15 protein-coding genes and 1 pseudogene are annotated in these 19,249 nt (G+C 53.4%); 9 read left to right on the top strand and 7 right to left on the bottom strand.

What is annotated here, in order from left to right:
• The first annotated feature begins 63 nt into the window (after positions 1-63).
• Entirely contained in the window at positions 64-1,053 is a 990-nt protein-coding gene (gene mltB / locus BLR00_RS14320) for a lytic murein transglycosylase B (RefSeq protein ID WP_074633822.1), read from the top strand.
• 209 nt (positions 1,054-1,262) lie between these two features.
• On the opposite strand, the gene BLR00_RS14315 is transcribed toward mltB, so the two are convergent.
• Genes BLR00_RS14315 through BLR00_RS14305 form a run of 3 tightly spaced genes read right to left on the bottom strand, consistent with a single transcriptional unit; the run spans position 1,263 to position 5,797 of the window.
• The gene (locus BLR00_RS14315; RefSeq protein ID WP_074633821.1) at positions 1,263-1,550 is read right to left on the bottom strand and encodes a SemiSWEET family sugar transporter; all 288 of its coding nucleotides are present in this window, start codon (positions 1,548-1,550) and stop codon (positions 1,263-1,265) included.
• A gap of 39 nt (positions 1,551-1,589) precedes the next feature.
• Positions 1,590-3,068, bottom strand: a complete 1,479-nt coding sequence (locus BLR00_RS14310; protein WP_074633820.1) for an alpha-amylase family glycosyl hydrolase — start codon at positions 3,066-3,068, stop codon at positions 1,590-1,592.
• Positions 3,065-5,797: an MGH1-like glycoside hydrolase domain-containing protein gene (locus BLR00_RS14305; protein WP_074633819.1), complete on the bottom strand. Its 2,733-nt coding sequence runs from the start codon at positions 5,795-5,797 to the stop codon at positions 3,065-3,067. The genes BLR00_RS14310 and BLR00_RS14305 overlap by 4 nt, the downstream gene beginning before the upstream one ends.
• A 525-nt stretch (positions 5,798-6,322) precedes the next feature.
• Between BLR00_RS14305 and BLR00_RS14300 the strand changes: the two genes are divergently transcribed.
• The 8 genes from BLR00_RS14300 to BLR00_RS14265 all read left to right on the top strand — a co-directional run bounded on the left by BLR00_RS14300 (position 6,323) and on the right by BLR00_RS14265 (position 15,330).
• Positions 6,323-6,745, top strand: coding sequence for a lysozyme inhibitor LprI family protein (locus tag BLR00_RS14300; protein WP_074633818.1), 423 nt, complete (start codon positions 6,323-6,325; stop codon positions 6,743-6,745).
• A gap of 363 nt (positions 6,746-7,108) precedes the next feature.
• A complete protein-coding gene (locus BLR00_RS14295; RefSeq protein WP_074633817.1) occupies positions 7,109-7,444 on the top strand; it encodes a helix-turn-helix domain-containing protein in 336 nt (111 codons plus the stop codon).
• Between the two features lie 171 nt (positions 7,445-7,615).
• Entirely contained in the window at positions 7,616-8,158 is a 543-nt protein-coding gene (locus BLR00_RS14290; protein ID WP_074633816.1) for a hypothetical protein, read from the top strand.
• Positions 8,159-8,224: 66 nt separating this feature from the next.
• Positions 8,225-9,493 (top strand): cytochrome P450, encoded by a 1,269-nt coding sequence (locus tag BLR00_RS14285; RefSeq protein WP_074633815.1) that lies wholly within the window; start codon positions 8,225-8,227, stop codon positions 9,491-9,493.
• Positions 9,490-11,055 (top strand): ATP-grasp domain-containing protein, encoded by a 1,566-nt coding sequence (locus BLR00_RS14280; RefSeq protein ID WP_074633814.1) that lies wholly within the window; start codon positions 9,490-9,492, stop codon positions 11,053-11,055. The genes BLR00_RS14285 and BLR00_RS14280 overlap by 4 nt, the downstream gene beginning before the upstream one ends.
• 96 nt (positions 11,056-11,151) lie before the next feature.
• Positions 11,152-11,829, top strand: a complete 678-nt coding sequence (locus BLR00_RS14275) for a hypothetical protein (protein ID WP_074633813.1) — start codon at positions 11,152-11,154, stop codon at positions 11,827-11,829.
• A 261-nt stretch (positions 11,830-12,090) separates the two neighbouring features.
• Entirely contained in the window at positions 12,091-13,710 is a 1,620-nt protein-coding gene (locus tag BLR00_RS14270; protein ID WP_074633812.1) for a serine hydrolase domain-containing protein, read from the top strand.
• Positions 13,711-13,848: 138 nt separating this feature from the next.
• Positions 13,849-15,330, top strand: a complete 1,482-nt coding sequence (locus BLR00_RS14265; protein WP_074633811.1) for an FAD-dependent oxidoreductase — start codon at positions 13,849-13,851, stop codon at positions 15,328-15,330.
• Positions 15,331-15,432: 102 nt separating this feature from the next.
• Here BLR00_RS14265 and BLR00_RS14260 read toward each other — a convergent pair whose 3' ends face one another.
• The 4 genes and pseudogenes from BLR00_RS14260 to BLR00_RS16505 all read right to left on the bottom strand — a co-directional run bounded on the left by BLR00_RS14260 (position 15,433) and on the right by BLR00_RS16505 (position 19,225).
• On the bottom strand, positions 15,433-16,158 hold the full coding sequence (locus BLR00_RS14260) for an SDR family NAD(P)-dependent oxidoreductase (protein WP_176759986.1): 726 nt from the start codon (positions 16,156-16,158) through the stop codon (positions 15,433-15,435).
• A complete protein-coding gene (locus tag BLR00_RS14255) occupies positions 16,155-17,093 on the bottom strand; it encodes a 2OG-Fe(II) oxygenase (RefSeq protein WP_074633810.1) in 939 nt (312 codons plus the stop codon). Before BLR00_RS14255 ends, BLR00_RS14260 begins: the two co-directional genes overlap by 4 nt.
• Before the next feature lie 240 nt (positions 17,094-17,333).
• Positions 17,334-18,086 (bottom strand): YopT-type cysteine protease domain-containing protein, encoded by a 753-nt coding sequence (locus BLR00_RS14250; RefSeq protein ID WP_074633809.1) that lies wholly within the window; start codon positions 18,084-18,086, stop codon positions 17,334-17,336.
• A gap of 28 nt (positions 18,087-18,114) precedes the next feature.
• Positions 18,115-19,225, bottom strand: a pseudogene (locus BLR00_RS16505) (IS3 family transposase).
• Positions 19,226-19,249: the final 24 nt, after the last annotated feature.

Here is a 19,249-nt window from a genome sequence, read left to right as displayed (position 1 = left end):
ACCGCCAGGTATTGATCGCCTATATCAACAAGCGATTATTTGGTGTTTTCGGTAGGGGTAATCATGCGGCTGCCATTATATGCATTCGGGTTTCTTGCGATCGCCGGGAGTACACCAGCCATGGCCGAACCATTGCGTCCGGAGATCGAAACCTTTATCGGTGAGATGGTGGCGCGGCATGGATTCGGACAGGCCGAACTGGAGAATATATTTGGCACCGTAAAGTTTCAGCCCACCATCATCGATGCAATTTCCCGGCCGGCGACCTCCAGGCCATGGCATGTGTTCCGTCCTGTTTTTATCAACCCGCGGCGCATAACGGGCGGTGTCGATTTCTGGAATAATCATGCCGCGACGTTGGAGCGGGCGCGCAGGGAATTTGGTGTCCCCGAGGAAATCATCACCGCGATAATTGGCGTGGAAACCACTTACGGCGCGCAGAGCGGTAAACGCCGCGTGCTGGACGCATTGACCACGCTGGCCTTTGACTATCCGAGGCGCGCCGCATTCTTTCGGGACGAGTTGGAGCAATATCTGCTGCTGGGGCGAGAGCAGGGTGCCGACATTCTCAATATCAAGGGCTCTTATGCCGGAGCCATTGGTATTCCGCAATTCATGCCCAGCAGCTATCGGCGTAATGCGATGGATTTTGATGGTGACGGCAAGGTCGATTTATCTGGCAGCACAGCGGATTCCATAGGCAGTGTCGCGAATTATCTGAAGAGCTTCGGCTGGGAGACAGGGGGAACGGTAGTGGTCCCCGCTATGGTGAATGGCGAGAGTTATCGCAGCGTTTTATTCGCTGGGAGCAAGCCATCATATACAGTGGAAGAAATACGAAAACTGGGCGTCATGACGCGGGCTGACATTCCCCGTGATCATCCGGCCACGCTGCTTGAGCTGGTGAATAAAAGTGGCAACGAGTATTGGCTGGGTTTTAATAATTTTTTCGTTATCACGCGCTACAACCGCAGCGTGCATTACGCCATGGCCGTGTGGCAATTGGCGGAAGAGATTCGCACGGCACGGAATTCCAGTTTGAAGCAGAAATGACGGTTCTGTAGCAAAATAAGAGGCGGTGCACTATTGTGTTCATGAAAAGTTCCACCGCGTATTTACCCTTAATAGCGTATTTTATCGATAGCTGGAGTGTAAACAGGAAAGGGGCGTTATGGCTTATCGGTGAAATCTATAGCGCGAGGTTACTGAACTCATGATGCCTGTGACTCCGGCGTGGGATTAGTTTCTTCACCTGCTACCTTCTACCTTTTTGCTTCGCGCACTATTTTCTCGTTGCGGACAAAGTAAAAAAAAGCACCCACCACGAGGAAATTGATCACCACTGCGATAATATTCCAGACTATCACGGGCATTGAGTCAATCAAGACACCGTAATATACCCACACGATTTGAAACGTGCCCATGATGCCTGCCATGGTTGGATTCATACCTCGGGAGCTCCTTCGCTTGAGCATTGCGAGCAAATCCGGGGCGGCTGCAAAGGTGGTGCCGAAGCCCGCTACAAAACCGATGATTTCATGCAATTCCATCGAAACCCTATCGTTACCCGCCGCCTGGATTCGGTTCGATCAGCTGTGCTCGCAGTGGAGGACGTGATAGCCCCACGGTTCCAGGTCCACGTACAAGCCCGCCTCCTGCAGTTCGTCGCCCACTCGATCATAGACCGTCATCTGCAGCAGATCGGTCAACTCCCAGGAATAGCCGGCAAGATCAGCCCATGGTAATTTGACCTGCGTCTGGGAACGGACCCCGGAAAGATTGACGACGATCAGGTGGTGGTCGGCCCCTTGTTGCCAGCACCAGGCAACCATGTTCAAGTAGCTGTCGTTGTCCGGCCAACCGGTCCGTTCGCATGGTTTCCACTCCCCATCCCCGAAATCTTTGCTGCGAAGGGCTTGAAGGAGCAATTTGTAGAATTCCTGAAGATTCGGGTCGGGGGTTTCATCGGGACGGCGGCGCAGGAATACAGGGAGTCTCACGCGGCGTCCCTCAAATTGCCCTTCGTGAAATAGTCTGGCGCCAGGCAGGGTCGCGAACGTCACTGCGGCAGTCCGCGCCTTCTGGTCCGCAAACGTCGCAGCCGCACGCGGTTCATCGTGGTTCTCGATAAAGCGCACGAGCTTCTCCTGGTAGGGCAGATCGGCACACAGATGCAATCGTACGCTCTCGGCCTGATCATGCTCAAGACGATCGTACAGCCTTTTGTCATAGCAGTAATCGAATCCCTGTTGTTGAAGCTCCCATTCCTTATCCCAGTAAGCCTCAGCCATGAAAAGGACATCGGGGTAACGCTTCCGCACCTCCTGGATTACCTCCGGCCAGTATTCTTTGTCGGGACACGGCCCGGCGCGGTGCCCCCATGTGCGCTCGAAGATGGGCGTCATGAGCAGCATCGCCATATCGCAGCGCATGCCGTCGCATTGCCCGGCAATGGACACCAAAGTCTCAATGATTGCCTTGCGCAATCCTGGATGAAACCCATTGAGCTGCACCACGTCAGGCCAGGGCGCAAAGAATGGATCTCTTCCCAGGGCCAGCACCTTGCCGCCGGCCTGGAAAAACTCACCCGGTTTCTGTGTCATATCGTCGGTGCTGCCCTGGATGAAATAGTCCGGATGCTCCGTGACCCAGGGGTGATCCGGCGCCACGTGATTCGGGACGAAATCCAAGATCAGCCGCAGCCCCCGGTCTGCCAGCTTTTTTCTCGCTGCGGCAAGCCCTGCCGGCCCTCCCAAATGCTGGTCCACGGCGTAGCGCCGCACGCAATAGGGCGAACCGACATTGTCCTCTGGCGAGAAGTCGGGGAGCGCCCGGCGGAAATCCTCCAGAAGCCCTTCGTTTCGCATCGAGATGGCGATGCCGGCAGGGCTCCGTTCCCACACGCCCATGAACCAGACCGTGTCAAAGCCATGAGCGGCAAGGGCATCCCATTCCTGATCCGGCACCGTGGCCAGGGTCACTGGCTTCCGGTGTGCCCGGCTCAACTCACCCAGCCAGACCCAGGTGTTGATCTCATAGATGACGGGATATTTCGGCAAGGGGTTCATGCGTTTCCTCTCTTGAACGCAGCCCGCTTACCCCTTTCCAGGACCTGTTGTGCATCCAGGAGTCCATACAGCTGGATGAGTTTCGCCACGCCCCCGGTCCAGCCGGTCTGATGGCTCGCGCCCAGCCCCGCTCCGTTGTCGCCATGAAAGTATTCATAGAAGAGGAGATGGTCGCGCCAGTGGGGATCGGATTGGAACTTCTCCGTGCCGCCGTAGACAGGACGCTGACCCTCTTCATTGCGAAGAAAGATCCGGCTCAGCCGATCCGCAATGTCCTTGGAGACTTCGAAGAGGTTCATCATCTTGCCGGACCCAGTGGGGCATTCAATTTTAAAATTGTCGCCGTAATAGAGATAGAAATTCAGGAGCGCCCGAATGATCATGATATTCACCGGCATCCAGACCGGTCCGCGCCAGTTGGAGTTGCCGCCGAACATGCCGGTGTTTGACTCGCCCGGCAAATAGTCCACCCGGTACTCCTGGCCGCCCACGTTTAAGATGTAAGGATTTTGCTCGTGAAACTTGGAGAGCGAGCGGATGCCGTAAGGACTCAGGAACTCGTCCTCGTCAAGCATCTTCGAGAGGACCCGCCGGAGCCGCTCCGGATTGAGCAGAGCAACCATTCCCCGATCGGCCACTCCGAAATGCCCCTGGCCCGTGGGGTGAATGGATTTGCGCAGTTCAGGCATCTGGCGGAGGCGGGCCTGAAGCGCGGCGACTGTCCCCGGAATGAGTTCGCGCTGCCACGGCTCGACCACCGTGGTGGCGCACAGAGGCAGCAGCCCCACCATCGAGCGCACCTTGAGCCTCTGAGCGCTGCCGTCCGGCAGCCGCAGCAGATCGTAATAGAAGCCGTCTTCCTCGTCCCACATGCCGTCCGACCCGGGCTTGTTCATAGCCACGGCGATATAGAGGAAGTGCTCAACGAACTTTGTGACCATGTCTTCGTAGGTGGGGTCGTCGGCAACGAGTTCCACCGCGATCTCCAGCATGTTCTGGCTGAACAAGGCCATCCAGGCCGTGCCGTCCGCCTGTTCCAGGTTGCCCCCGCTGGGCAGTGGGGCGCTACGGTCAAAGATGCCGATGTTGTCGAGGCCGAGGAAGCCTCCCTCGAACACGTTCTTGCCGAACCGGTCCTTGCGGTTCACCCACCAGGTGAAGTTCAGGAGAAGCTTGTTGAATGCCGACTTGAGGGAATTCACGTCCGTCTCACCGCGCAGGGCTTGATCGGTGCGGTGGAGAAATAAAGTCGCAAAGGCATGGACCGGAGGGTTTACGTCGCCGAAGTTCCATTCATAGGCGGGCATCTGGCCGTTGGGATGCAGGTATAGCCCATGAAGCATCAGGTGCATCTGTTGCTTCGCAAAGTCGGGGTCCACGATCGAGAGCGGCAGGGTGTGGAAGGCCAGATCCCAGGCCGCGTACCAGGGGTATTCCCACTTGTCTGGCATCGAGATGATGTCGCAGTTGACCATGTGGAACCAGTCCCGGTTTCTGGAGTAGCGGCTATCAGGATACAGAGGGTGAGCGTTATGTTCGCTCAGCCAACGATCGGCATCGAAATAATAGTATTGCTTGGACCAGAGCATGCCGGCCAGGGCCTGGCGCATCACGTTGGCTGCGTCCGGGGAGACCGAAGGCGGGGTGACAGAATGGTAGAACTCGTCCGCCTCCTGCAGGCGAGCGGCGAGGGTCTCGGCAAACGCCGGCCCGAAGGGGACGGCAACCCCTTTCTTCTTGTCCTGCTCGACGGGGACTCGGCTGGTGAGGCGCAGGCGCACCGTCATCGACTGGCCTGGCTCCACCCTCTGCCTGTAGTACGCCGCGCCCTTTGTGCCCTGGTGTTCAGGATTCACGGCCGCGTGGCGACCCTGCACCACATAGTCATTGATGCCGTCTTTGACGTATAGGCCGGCGTTCGGGTATTCAGGAAAGAGCCTATCGTTGTTCGTTTCATTCTCGGTAAAGAGCAGCGCCACCTCGCCTTCGCAGTACAGATTATATGTGCCCAGCAGGGGATGGTGCGCCGTCATCGCACTCGTGCCCGCCGGTCCCTGGATCTGCTTCAGTATCGGTTTTTCGCCAGGCCCGGTAATCCATGTGGCCCAATCGTTGCGGAACCACAGGGTCGGCAACAGGTGCAGCTCTGCCTGCTCAGGTCCCCGATTGACTGCGGTGATCCGCACCAGGATGTTGTCCGGACCTTCCTTGGCATATTCCACGAAGACATCAAAATAGCGATCCTGATCAAACACGCCGGTATCGAGCAGTTCATACTCCATCTCGTCCCGGGTGCGACGACGGTTCGTCTCCACCAGATCGGCGTAGGGATAGGCCGCCTGTGGGTATTTGTAGAGATACTTCATGTAAGAATGCGTCGGCGTGCTGTCGAGGTAGAAGTAATATTCCTTGACGTCCTCGCCGTGGTTGCCTTCGCTATTCGTCAGCCCGAACAGTCGTTCTTTGAGGATGGCATCCTTCCCGTTCCAGAGGGCGAGCGCAAAACACAGCTGCTGTTTGTCGTCGGAGACTCCAGCCAACCCGTCTTCTCCCCAGCGATATGCCCGCGAGCGCGCCTGATCGTGGGAAAAGTAATTCCAGGCATCGCCACCCTGGCTATAGTCCTCACGGACGGTTCCCCACTGGCGTTCGCTCAGGTAGGGACCCCATTTTTTCCAGGAGGCTTTCTTTATCCTGGCCTCTTCCAGGCGGGATTGTTCGGCATTCATCGATGTTCTCCCCTTAAGGAATTATTGACCAGCTGCCCATTCTGGGCTATTTGTTATTGCCAAGGTTTGTCGTCCAAACCGATACTAATCAAATTATTTATAGGCCATATTCATAAAAATATCCACCGTGCAGTAACGTGCGAATTGCCTCAATAAAAAAACCGCAGGAGTGTATCAAGAGGATACGTTGCCTCAAATTATTGGTAACCGAACGAATGGAGCAGTAAACTCGGCTTAGTCGCTTTCTACTTCCTGTGACGGACTGAAGTTCATTGGAAGTCGAGCCCGGAATACCACAGGGCGACCCTGACGAAGGGAGGAATGCCATCGGGATACTGCAGTCAGGGTTCAGAGATAACTGAAAATGAGCCTGCATTCCATCGACGCCGATCAATAATAACTGTAAATGAGTAACCAGCGGCTCACATATAAGTGAGATGAATGAGCTGAATGATCCGCGGCCCACGCTCTCCGCATTCAGCGATTTTGCGCTGATTGTGTTGATTTAACCTGCTGGAGTAAAGAATGAACCAATTCGCCCACACACTTGGCCGGGCACTTACAGCCGCGCCGCTGCTGTGCATGACGTACATGGCCGGTGTTGCATTCGCACAGGACTGTGCGTCGCCAGTCACGCAAGCGGACTTGGGGCGCTGTGCCCACGAAGAATTTCTCGTTGCAACGGAAGCCTACGCAGTCAGCTATAAAATGCTGGCTGAAAGTCTTGCTCAGAAGCCACGAAACCAACTGCGGCACACCCAGAAGGCCTGGATCCACTATCGTACCGCTGCCTGCGACTTCGAGAGCAGCGCCAGTCAGGGAGGCAGCGTACAGGACATGGTCAAATGGCGATGTGCGACCCGGATGACCCGCGCTCGCACCGAGGAACTTATCAGGCTGATAAATTGCCCGGAGGGTGACGTCAGCTGCGTGAGGCCAGCCCGATGAGATAGCACGATGTTCTTCCGTAGTATGGAAACCTGACCGGCTTGGCTGATCCTCCGATTAAATTGATAGAGAAGTTACGAAACGACCAAGCGGGTCATGCAACCCAGGATTCTACTGCACCGTGTCGCTAATTACGGGGAGCAGGTCAGCTCTGCTTCACTATTAAGTGAGCAAACTCCAACGCTTCTTTATTGATCTGTCGTCGGTATGTCTGTGCGTATCGTCAAGGTGTGACGTAATGAAAAGTGGAAGGCGTCCTTATTGGAGTAAAAAGATATTTGACAATTACCTTATAACAGCATTAAGCTTTGCCTTATATACATTTTAAATGTACTTTCAATTGCGCTGGAGCATCAATTTAGAATGAGTATCGGCTCAAGACTTGTCCAGCTTCGAAACAAATACAAACTTACCCAGAGCCAGTTAGGGGAATTGTGCGGCGTTTCCAAAGCCGCCGTTTCAGCGTGGGAAAATGGGGTCGCCACGCCTGAGATCAAAAAACTGCTGATTATTCATTCCGTGTTTGCTTTTTCCTTTGATTGGCTAATCGCCGGAGAAGGGCAGATGGAGCGGATTGAAACTGCGGCCGATACCTCCGAGCGGCGGCTGATAAGCCGGCGTAATGCCCAGCAATACGATAGGCGGAAGATGGGCAGGCGCGACAGCTGCCATCATGACAGGCGCAGGATACAACTGTAATTGCTTTCGAAGAATCAGTAATCGTTTCGACTAGTCCGGCCTCTATCCATTAGTAGCAGAAGTAGCAGTATAAGCTCCCTGGCGTTCGTGTCATGAATGACTCAATCAAAGAAACGGGGTTACCGACCTTGTGTCGATCCAAACACTTAATTCATCTGGAAGGAGTGAAATATGAATAAGAAAGTGAGTGAAAAAAAGCCAAACGAATTAAAGCCTGATCCAGCCAGGGCGTGTTTTTTAACGACCGCCACTGTCGAGGCGCAGGGTTTGCCTGACGACTGCGAACCGTTAGAACTTGCGCGGTACCTCCGTGACAACAAGATGAAAAGCAAGAAAGAGCTTTCTGCTGTAGACCTCTACTACGAAATTGCGCCAGAGATTGTTTCTCGATGCAATAACGATGAGTGGGCTGTATTTTGGCGTGATCATCTCCGCAAGATTACGGCGCTGGTGAAGTTGGGTGAGTACGATCTTGCCAAAGATTTGTATACATTCGCAACGGCAAGCCTGGTTAACAAAAAGATTACGCATTTCTCAGATGTGCAGTTGGTTGACAGGGTTTATCAGTATGGCCTCAACGGGATCGGCCAGCAGTGGTTGCCCTATTGGATTCGGTTTGGAATACTTAAAGCAGCGCTTTTCGTCGGGTTGTCTTATCAGTCTGCCCGGCTAGGGTTTATCAAGAGGAAATTCGCACGCGTCCTTGATGTCTGATCGAGCCTTGAGAAGAGGGGCAGCGCTCGTGTAGTGGTAATTATTGGCCTGGGGAGAGGGGAGCTCATGTTTCAATCACTACTGGACAGATTCCAATGGAAGGGCACTGATCACCTATACAGTTTGCCATGGTTGAGAAATCTTCTGGAGTACAGCGCCGACCCCGATCGGGTGAAAGAGTATCTCAAGGGAGGCAACTTCACGCGCTCGCAGTTGACGAGAGACATGTTGAGCCGCTTTCACCTCAGCCACGACTCCATCGTGGTCAGCGATGACGGGCACGCACAATTTTTAAGAAGCATATTTCTCCAGTGCGTGCCGGCCCAGGAACGCTATCCCGACATTGCGAAGAAACTCGTCGACGAAGTCTTTATGACGGGTAACAGCAGGGAGTTGCGCCTGTCGAGCAGCCTTATTCCAGCGGTATACCTTAGCATGTCGTCGAACTTGCTGGGTGCGAATGTACTGGAATCCTTGCGGGAGCATATCCGGGAAATCGATTTTCAACCGGGTACGCGGCCAATGCACCTGGACGGGGTGATGTATGCGCTAGGCATGCAATTCCCCAGTTTTGGGCCCATGCGGAAAATCATCGATTTGATATTCTTCAAGAGCGATCATTACACCAGGAAAATCACAGTCAAACTCGAAAAGATGATGTTTGAATTTGCGACTCCGAAAGAAGGGAGTTGGTATGCCCATCTGATCGAATTGAAGCAAAGCGGCAAAATCTCCAGGGCGCAGTTCAGGGGGGAGTTGACCAGTATCCTGGTGTCTTCATACGTTTTGTCTGCGGCCATGAGCTCCATGTTGTTGTGTCTCGCGGCACGCCCGGAATATGTCGATAAGATCCGTGACGATGAGACGATGGCAAAACACTTCGTCAACGAAGTTCTCCGCCTTTTTCCCCCATTCCGTCAATTCGGCTATGAGGAAAAAGGGATATGGGAAAAAAGCGGACGATCAAAAGAAGAGGTTACGGATTTCATGGTGTCCGTCTTTGGCCTGCATCGCAATGAGAACGTTTGGGAGGATCCTGATGATTTCCGTCCCCAGCGCTTTGCTGCAGCCAATTCGACGAAGGGTTGCAAGTTTATGCCATTTGGTTTGGGCAAGCGGTCATGCACGGGCCGGGTGTACTCAATTGGAATGTTGGTTGAGGTTCTCAAATATGTATGCTCAGAGGAGTGCAACTTGCATCTAACCCTTCCCGAGGACTACGTAAAAGACTATGTTGGCTTGCCATTGGGTACAAATGGCCGTTTAGTCTCTTTTCCGGTAGACGACAGAATCTATGCGCGGCGCGAGCTGATCGAAAAGGCGATCGCTGTATGATTAACGCCATGGAACCAGTGCGCTGGCCGCTCGACCATGAGAGGGTTTTACCCTTGGCGACTCTGGATATGGCCCGAGTTTTCACCTCCGGTCGAAACGGCCTCGCATTCGATTCTGGCGTCCTGCAAGAAGCGGGCATGCCTACTACTAAAAACGTTGCGGATGCTTGGGCTCGCCTATCTGACAGCGACTTGTGGGGGCTCCTCGGTCAAGAAATTGAGGGTCATCCCGAGTGGTCGGACGTCCAATGTCGGGAAATCCTTCAGGCTTGGGTCGAACTCCGTCGCAGCAGCCCCTGGCAGGCTGAGTTGCTCAAATACTGGCAACGCTGGAAGCAGCACCACCTGGAATTAAAAAAAGGGTTGGCGCAGGCAGGGCATCTGACGTGGGCGCAAAAGTGTCGCTATTGTGAGTTATGGTCCGCAAATCGGCCGATCATGTCTCCTTTTTGTGGCGTTGCCGAGATCTTGCTGGGCGTATCGGAATTGGAAATGAAGGCCCCACCGATGGAGTCCGGTGCGAGTTCACGATACCGGCAGAATCCAGGGTACTTTGGCGAAAGAAAGGGTTCGCAAGCGGAGAAAAAAGCGCGGAAGAGCGAAGTTATCGTTGTCTCGGCTGACTCAACCCTGGAGAAATTTTCCGAATTTGGGGCGTCCCGCCAACTAGTCTGGGCGCTGGAGAACTGTGGTCTTTCCTGGTCCCTCTGCCAACCCTGGGACGACAGCATCGAACTCGATCCGCATAGTGTCAGAGGCGTGGTTTTCTGGAGTTACCGGCACCGGAGCAATGACTTCGTATATCACGCAATGGTATTTGAAAAGGCTTGCGAAGCACGCCGGATACCCGTTATTAATAGCGTATTTAGCGGATGGGACGTTCGACATTCCACTATATTGGGTAACTTGCGGCAGGCGGGTATTCGTTGCCCAAAATTCCAGAAGTTTGCCAGTGTCGACGATATTGAGCTTCCTTACCCCCTGATTCTGCGCGTCGATGGTATTCACCGTGGTCAGCAAATGCGGTTGGTTCATGGTGTTGACGAGGCCCGGGCGCTGGTGAACGCGAAGCGTACCCAATTCCTGGCTTCGGGAGGCGCAGGCGTTTTGCCTCCACCCAATCTCGCCATTGAATTTATCGACATCGCGGATGAGCAGGGTAGATATCACAAGTGCCGCGCCTATGTGGTGGGCAACAACGTGGTCTTGCGGCACAAGACGGTCAGCACCCACTGGCTGGTGAATTTTGCTTCCTCCGAATCATTCGCAGACTCGGCTGCTGCCAATAGAGACTTTATTCGTGGAAGCGAGTCTGACCTGGGACTTTTAGCGCGTGCAGGGCGAGCAAGTGGAAGTGACGTGACTGCTCTGGACTATTCAAGAACCCAAGATGGCGAGTATGTGTTTTGGGAAGCCAACAGGCTTTTCAAAATGAATGGCGATAAAGACTACGATTTGTTGGAGCCCACTGCTGAAAGCAAGGTTAAAAGACGGGCTGCGATAGATCGTAAGCTTGGCAAGTCCTTGCTGGCGCTCCTGCAAGAGCGGTTGTCCATTCATTAAGTTAAACGACCACCGGCAGAGACGGGGGTTGCGATTAATTAATTAAGAGAGTTTCTAGTTCTATATGAGCGTCCAGCAAAACCAAAGGAGAAAAATATGAAAGCACAAAACGACCCACAAAAGGATTTCGAACCCGTAGACGAAGCGCACATGAAGTATGCCGCCAGCGTGGAAGACACCTACCTCTGGAAAATCGAAGGTGGAGATCCGGAACCGGAGCCAGAACCAGAACCCGAGCCGGAACCTGAGCCGGAACCGGAACCAGAACCTAGCGAGGGCGGAGGTGCGTCAGCCACGGTAAAAGCATTCTTTCAAGAAGCTCTCAAACAGTTGGCAATCGCCGGCTTGGTTACTGCGCTCAATGTCGGCGTAACGCAAATTCTTAAAGCGGTTGCGGCAGACAAGCAAAAAAACCCAAATGCGCCAATTGACTGGTGGAAGCATGTCATCGAGCAAATGCAAGGTTTCGATTACAAGACTGCTGATGCGAATGGCATAGGCATAATACAGACGAACCTGGTGATCGAGTTGCAAACCTGGCTGCAGCAAAATAAACCAGACAGTGTAACGGGGTCCAATACGTTCTTGAAGCAGTGGACCGCCGACAGCCAGAAAACGCTGAAGCACACGCTCATCGCTATGGACACAGTGCTGGAAATGGCCCAGTACATGGAGACTTACACCGTAACGGGTGTCACAATAAACGGTGGTAAACCGCCATTTATTTGCGGCTCCACGCCTCTTATTGAAGCGGCTCAAATCAATTTCTCTTGACCGTACGGGTAGCCCGGAAAGGATGTCGTCTTTTCGGGCGCCGTGTGTGTGGGGGCGCCAAACCGGTTCGAGTTTATTGCTTCATCGGTTTGGCGTTTCGGGTCTGGGCTGATGCCTTGCAATACGCCCGAAAAGGCGGGACAACCTCTGCATAATCAGAGAAGCAGTCAACGGGACGAAAGCGATGTCCGTGCGGGATGTTGAATACCTGGTGAGTTGGAATTTGCCCCATGATGACCCCGGAATTGCGGAAGCATGTAAGTGAACGATTTGCTCGCCGATCTGCAATACAGGATGCGTATACGGCGGATACCCGGACTCAGCATTCGCGTCGCCCAAAATGGCAGTGAACTTTTCAATTGTGAACTCGGTGTCAGCGACCTGTCGTCCGGCGAACGGCTGGAATCCAGGCACTTATTCCGGATAGGTTGTCTGACAAAACCGGTCGTTGCGCATGCCGTTTTGCAACTGGCCAGTCAGGGCCGGTTGGATCCGGACGACTCCATCGCCTGTTATATTCCGGAGCTGGAAACGCGCCCGGAATTCCGCTCCATCACCATTTCCCATCTCCTGAGCCATACCGCAGGGCTGGCTCGGGGACCTTATCATTCCCGTGCCTATTCCGACAAAGATACGCTGTTGCGAATCAGTTCTTCGCAATTGCTGTTCGCGCCCGGAGAACATTTCAAGTATTCGAATTGGGGATACTATTTGCTAGGTAAGGTGATCGAAAGTATCAGTGGCGATGCCGCTGACGCTTTTATATCCAAAGCGGTTTTTTCTCCTCTTGGAATGCACCGCAGCGGTTTTGCCGATAATGGCGAACAATCGAACGGCGATCTCGCGACCGGGTATTGGAAGGGCTGGTATTTCGGCTCCCCCGACCTTGGGGAACCCTCCGTGCCTTGTCCACACCTCCCCTTGCCAAATTCTGCCGCAGGTATGATTTCCACTGCCGATGACTACCTCCGTTGGCTGGTCAGCTTCGTTGGCGAAGGCCACCGTGTTAATTTCATAGTGAGCGGGGTGGTTGAGCAGATGCTGGTGGATCGGCACAAGGTGAGTCCCCACTCCAGTGCTTGCCTCGGGTTGTTTGTGGAGGCGATAGACGATTTGCCTTTCTATTACTCCGCCGGAAGCAGTTCGGGTTTTTCCGGTTTCATGTTTATGATTCCCGATCTAGGCCTGGTGGGTGTTGCTTTGGGTAATCACGCCACTTGCAACAACGAGCTGAGAGAGATTCTATATCAGGTTTGCCGGGAAAGAGTGGGTGGCAGTTTTTTGCCCCATTTTGGACGGCGTACCGGGAGGTTCAATGTCCTTGCCGGAAACAGAAGGAGCGTTGTGCGTTTCAAGGGGGAAGATGGAAATGTCCCGGAATTTATTCGGGACGATTGCCGGATTAATCTCTATCCCCATTCAAGAAATGCGTATTTTATGCTTAATGGCGATTGTCGCCACCAGATGCTCAGGATTAGCGGCCTGGGCAAGGGAGATGCCACAATTACCCTGGGCGACCAGGTTTTTTATGAGAGGCTAAGCCGTTTGCGAAAACAGCCAGCGGCGCCTGAGTCATGGGAGGAATTGGCTGGCTTGTATCGTCATGCCACTTTTGGAAAAGTAGAAGTTATCTATAGAGTGAATCAGATCTACCTGAGTTATGGCGTGGCATACGAGACGCTATTGCAGCCGATCGGCGGGCTGCGTTTCAAACAAAAACTGGGAGCCTTTTGTTTTGAAACCATCGAGTTTAAAAAAGATCCGAACACGGGTGAGGTTGTCTCATTTGTGTTGAACGAAATGGTATTTCTACGCCAATTTCAGCCGTGCATTGATCATCAGGAAGAGTGTGCCGTTTGTCTGCATGGTGATAGCGGTTAGGGAAACGTCGGCCAGGTTCGCAAAAGCTGCAGATTTTCAAACTATCACGTAACCTGCAAACGCTCGACAGAATTCAAGATTTCCCGACTCTCATCAGGGTGGGGATCGAGGACGAATAGGAGAGTAACAGAGAGTCTCATGAAGAAAGACTATGACGTCGATGTATTGATCGTGGGGTATGGCGCGGCCGGGGCCAATGCTGCCATTGCTGCTCACGATGCCGGGGCTCGCGTTCTGATCGCGGAAAAACTTGATGTTGGCGGCGGCAACAGCGCTGTTTGCGCGGGAGCCATGGTGATTCCGGAGAGCATCGAGGCAGCAATCGCATATTACCGGGCGCTCTCGTCCGGCACGGTGGGCGAAGAGATGGTCCGTGCCTTTGCCGAGGCGATGGTGGGCATCCCCGATTTGCTGTCCCGGCTGGGCCTGGAATTCACGGCCGGACCCCCGATTCCCCCCAGTTTTCCTTCAATGATGAGCGGTAGGCTCAAGCAAATTCATATCGACCCTACGGGTGAGAATGGATTCCGGTTTCTCGACGGCCAGGTCAAGGATCGCAAAATCGAGATCCTTACGGACACGCAGGTGAAAACCCTGATCCAGAATCCAGAAACACGGGAAATCCTGGGGGCGAAAGCGCAACGCAATGGGCAGGATATTCAACTTCTGGCTCGCAAGGGAGTCATTTTGACGTGTGGCGGGTACGCATACAATCCGGCGATGCTGGCGAACTTCAATTTTCCCGGAGCAACCGATTACATTTTCTCCTGGGGATCTCCCGGTAACACCGGGGATGGCATTAGCCTGGCTTCCGAGGCTGGAGCCGCGCTTTGGCACATGGCGGCGATAGAATGGGGCAGATTCTGCGCGCGGGAACCCAGCAAAAAATTCGGCACTGCGATCGGCTACGGTTTGGGGCGAACAAAACGCGCCGGCAGCTATATGTTCGTGAACAAGTTCGGGGAAAGGTTTATGGCTGAGGATGCACTGCTCAGCCATTGTAAAGAGCAGCTTGAGATCCTGCGGTACGACCACGGTAACGCGGAGTATCGAAATCTGCCTGCTTATATGATTTTTGATCAGACATACCTATCCAGAGGGCCGATTGCCCCTACCGCCCAAATGTTGCGGACAAAAAGGGGCGGAATTGTCGGCTACTGTTTAGTGAACAAGATCTACGATTGGAGCGCCGACAATCAGGCCGAGCTCGACGAGGGGTGGGTGCTGCAGGCTGAAACCGTCGCCGATCTGGCCAATAAGATCGGGGCTAGAACCGATGTTCTTGAGAAGACCATAACAGAATTCAATCGCGCCTGTATCGAGCGGTGCGATTCTCTATTTGGTCGAAACGAAAAAACATTAGCCCCTTTCGAGACGCCGCCCTATTTTGCGGTCGAACTGGGACTCTCGCTGGTGAATACCCAGGGCGGCCCAAAACGCAACGTAAATTGCCAGGTGCTGGACCATAACGATGGCGTTATCCCGAGGCTATACGCAGCGGGAGAGCTGGGTTCTTTTTTTGGTTTCCTTTATCAAGTGGGAAGCAATTATCCCGAGGCCTGGGCATTCGGCCAGATTGCCGGAAAGATGGCGGCGACCGAAACGCCGTTGAGCGAATGACCGCCAATTCTATGCGCCACGTTCTGGTAAGATCGATAGCCTCCACGAACTTGACCACTGGTTTACTCAGTAACGCGCCAGAGCGGTCAAGCCAGTCAGGGGCTAGGGTACCTTCGTAACGATTGTTCCTGTCGAGTCGCCGGTTAATAGATTCCGTATGGCCTCAGTGACGCGACGGGTCGCCGCCTTCCCCGTGAATCTGCTCGGGCAGATCGCATTTACCCGGACGCCATGCGGTGCCAACTCAAGTGAGAGGTAGAGTGTCAGCATATTCAGCGCGGCCTTGGAAACGCCGTAAAATGCCTGCCCCCTCTCTTCAAAGACGTAGAGGCCTGAAATGCTTGATATGTTGACAACAGACCGGTTCCACCGTGTATTCTCATCGGGCTGATCCCTCCAGCAATATTGGTAGATTGCGGAAGCCAGTTGCATGGGCACAATAGAGTTCAGGAGCATCTGCGATTGTGGATAGTCGTTAGCCTGCCAGAGATCGCGAAGATTGCCGTGAAATTTGATGTCGGCAGCGGTGTTGATCAGGGCATCAATGCGGCCATAGCGAGCCAAGGCCACCTCAACCACTCGCTTCACATCTTCACGGCGGGTAAGGTCAGCTTGAACCAGGTAGGCTGGCACGCCGTTCAAAGCGGATTCATTTTCTGGCTCCTCTGCCCCTCCTGCTGTCCCCTCTAAAGGCTGCTGAAACTGTGAGGGAATGTCGGGGATAGTTGAACGATAAGTTGCCACCAGATCATAATCTTCTTGCAGGGCATGACAGAGGTCCTGACCCAGGCGTCCGCCCGCGCCGGTAATCAGGCACACAGGTTTCATCGACTGTCCCGCCGATTGATCGCTGTTCCCCATCGCGCTTCCGCGTCATGCACGCTGGCGTGCAGCCACAGGATAATGCTGTTGCGTGTTCGCCCAGGGTTCGTTACGAATCTGTGGTAGGAGTGTGGGCTACATTCAAAGAGAAACAGGGAGTTATTGAGTGGCGGTATGAGCTTCACCGCCGTGTCTTCTGTCTCACGATCCGCGCTATAGACGCCGGTTTCACCGCCATCTCCTTGTTTCCACCCATCATTACAAAGGTAGAAAATCATCGTTGCCGCACGTATATATTCTTTTGGTTTCGCATCGGGCACTTTAGCTTGCCCGGTAAAGTAATTACATCGTCCCCGCGGCGGAAAAATTAACTCTTCCATCGTACTGTTACTCTCATCAAACCATGCTGAACAACAGTCTGTATGAATCCATCCAGTTCGGCTGCCCTGCGGATTTGAGTGCAATGCTCCCTCGACACGAGGCAAAAATTTAAGATCCAGCAGTTCTGCCAGTGAACGAAGCCACGCTTCTGTAAACAAAGGAGAGAATGCGGTGGCCAGCTTATCGGTTAGCCCCAATATCAAACCATCGTTGCTCCCCAGGGCAGGCCTCATTTTATACGCACCTTCGCGCTTGCCGGCAGTCGTCTCAAGTATCAGGGAGAATTGATGGGTCAGCTCTTTATAAGTTTCCGGCTCGAATACATCGGTGGCGGTAAAATGGCGAAAGGGCAACAAACACTCCCACCACTGCCCCCCTCCAGGTAAAGATTTGCGCAAGTGTGTGCTTGTACTTTGATTCGGCAGCTGCGGCGCTATGCCGGGACCAAACTGAGGTCTTGCCGCCTCCAAAGATTGGTTTGTATGCTCGAGCTCCAATATCGAATCAGGTAACTGGCCTGATGTCGATTGGTGCTCGGAATTGATTTTCAAATTGGTCACTGTGGAATCTCATTCTTGAGTTGGGTTTCGTCTCGGCGTTACGTCTAACAGGGTTACGCCTAGAAATGGAGGAGGTTCTGGAATAGAAAAGGACCAAAAATGGAGTTGAGTGGCTCGGGTGTTATGGAGATATCCAACATTAGGTCAATTAGGCGCGCCAAACAATCTCGATATTTGCAGCAGCAGAGTAACTTCATCCATTTTTCATATCATTTAGTGTAAGAGTGCTCGTACATGCTGTCAATCCGAATGTCTTGGAAGGAAATTTTGTGTCTGAGGTGAAACGTTTTTAAGTTGATAGAGTGTCAGAAAAGAGTCTTCTATCGAAGGTTCGAACTTTCGGTAGGTGGCATGGATTAGGAAAGTGTTTAGCCACTGATGAAAGCCTGTGTCACGAGACTCGATGACCTCGCCAGCGTTCGGATCAAAGAAGTGGTGACGATTTTTTCGATCAAGGTAGTATGCGATGCGATGGCCGCCCGGTTGCCCGTTCTCAAGATAGCGAAGTACGCCTATAACGGCCGAGCCTGCGGGTAGCGATTTCAGACAAGGGAGAGCTTGGGGCAGGTCGGTAAAGCGCACAATGCTGGCAGAGTCATAGCGAAACATCCGCGAAAGATCGTATAAAATATAGTCTCCTTGGTGCTCATCGACTACGCGTTGCTGAATTTCTTTCCAGTCCTGTGTCCCGTACTTCTTAGTCAGTAACAGTAATTCTCTTTCGCCAGGGTTAAAGTTTTCCGGGAAAGTCGGGTAATAGCTAAGCGCCTGCATACTAGCGAGATGATGGAGGAGTTCGGCACTGGGTTTTTCGAACTGAGATAGTGGAGAACGAGAGCACAACTTTTCGTTTAGCCAAAAATAGGTGAGTCCTGAACAAAGCGTACCTTGGTCTGGTGAATAGTGATGTTTTCGCCAGGTCTGTTGAGAGAATGCCTGCGCCTGAGACAGAGACGAATCGGTGGCTAACTTGGAGAAGAGGCTAAAATGCATGAATTATGAATTGACCTGCTCCCTATAATTAGCCACACGGCGGAGTAGTATCTTGGGTTGTAAATGGGTGTTGTGCCGCAAATTCGGCTGGCGTGTTATTGCCGAGCGAGCTGTGCGGCCTTGTTGAATTGTAATCCTTTTGCCATGCTTCGATAAGAACGCGTGCTTCATGCAAGGTTGAGAACCAATGGTCATTCAGGCATTCATCCCGGAACCTGCCATTGAAGCTTTCGATATAGGCGTTTTGCGTAGGTTTTCCGGGTTGAATAAAGGCCAGCTTCACATCCCGGGCATGGGTCCATTTGTCCAGTGCCAGGCTGGTAAATTCCGGTCCATGATCGACCCTGATCGTCCGTGGCAAAGGCCGCTGCCCGGCAATGCGCTCCAATACACGCGCCACCCGCTCTCCCGAAATGGAGGTATCTACCTCAAGACGATACTCTCTCGGGTACAGTCATCCATCACATTCAGACAGCGAATGCGCCTGCCGTCAGCCAAGCCGTCATGCACGAAATCCATTGACCAGGCATGATTGGGTGTTTCTGGAAGAAACAATGGCACTCTTTCTGTCAGACCAATCCGCTTGCGGCTACGCTTACGCACGGCTAATCCTGCGTTGCGATAGAGCCGGTAGACCCGCTTGACATTGATATGCCAGCCTTCGCGCTTGAGCAGAATATGGATGCGTCGATAGCCAAAGCGCCGCCGCTGCCCGGCAAGCGAAACAATGCACTCGCGTAGCTGACAATTCGAGTCTGGCCGGGCGCGATAGCGCCACACGGAGGTGGAAATGTTCATCAGCCCACAAGCCCGACGTTCAGACAACTGCCATGCTGCCTTCAGACCTGCCACTGCTTCCCGCCGTGCTTGTGGGCTTACCACTTTCGTGAGACGACATCTTTCAATGCCGCATTGTCGAGCAAGGCATCAGCCAGCAGTCGCTTAAGCTTGTTGTTCTCTGCTTCCAGCGCCTTAAGCCGCTTGGCGTCAGAGACTTCCATGCCGCTAAACTTCGCTTTCCACTTGTAATAGGAGGCGTCCGAAAAACCATGCTTGCGGCACAACTCCACCACAGGCATGCCTGCATCCGCTTCCTTCAAGAATCCAATAATCTGTTCTTCACTGTATCGCTTCTTCATGGTCCGCTCCTTTCCAAGAATCGG

The sequence above is a fragment of the Nitrosospira multiformis genome (assembly GCF_900103165.1).
Classification (GTDB): Bacteria; Pseudomonadota; Gammaproteobacteria; order Burkholderiales; family Nitrosomonadaceae; genus Nitrosospira; species Nitrosospira multiformis_D.
The sequence above is the reverse complement of the archived record's forward strand: the minus strand, read 5'-3'. Positions and strand labels throughout refer to the sequence as shown.

Coding starts and splice junctions, on each gene's coding strand:
- mltB (WP_074633822.1), top strand. CDS start 64: ATGCGGCTGCCATTATATGCATTCGGGTTTCTTGCGATCGCCGGGAGT.
- BLR00_RS14315 (WP_074633821.1), bottom strand. CDS start 1,550: ATGGAATTGCATGAAATCATCGGTTTTGTAGCGGGCTTCGGCACCACC.
- BLR00_RS14310 (WP_074633820.1), bottom strand. CDS start 3,068: ATGAACCCCTTGCCGAAATATCCCGTCATCTATGAGATCAACACCTGG.
- BLR00_RS14305 (WP_074633819.1), bottom strand. CDS start 5,797: ATGAATGCCGAACAATCCCGCCTGGAAGAGGCCAGGATAAAGAAAGCC.
- BLR00_RS14300 (WP_074633818.1), top strand. CDS start 6,323: ATGAACCAATTCGCCCACACACTTGGCCGGGCACTTACAGCCGCGCCG.
- BLR00_RS14295 (WP_074633817.1), top strand. CDS start 7,109: ATGAGTATCGGCTCAAGACTTGTCCAGCTTCGAAACAAATACAAACTT.
- BLR00_RS14290 (WP_074633816.1), top strand. CDS start 7,616: ATGAATAAGAAAGTGAGTGAAAAAAAGCCAAACGAATTAAAGCCTGAT.
- BLR00_RS14285 (WP_074633815.1), top strand. CDS start 8,225: ATGTTTCAATCACTACTGGACAGATTCCAATGGAAGGGCACTGATCAC.
- BLR00_RS14280 (WP_074633814.1), top strand. CDS start 9,490: ATGATTAACGCCATGGAACCAGTGCGCTGGCCGCTCGACCATGAGAGG.
- BLR00_RS14275 (WP_074633813.1), top strand. CDS start 11,152: ATGAAAGCACAAAACGACCCACAAAAGGATTTCGAACCCGTAGACGAA.
- BLR00_RS14265 (WP_074633811.1), top strand. CDS start 13,849: ATGAAGAAAGACTATGACGTCGATGTATTGATCGTGGGGTATGGCGCG.
- BLR00_RS14260 (WP_176759986.1), bottom strand. CDS start 16,158: ATGAAACCTGTGTGCCTGATTACCGGCGCGGGCGGACGCCTGGGTCAG.
- BLR00_RS14250 (WP_074633809.1), bottom strand. CDS start 18,086: ATGCATTTTAGCCTCTTCTCCAAGTTAGCCACCGATTCGTCTCTGTCT.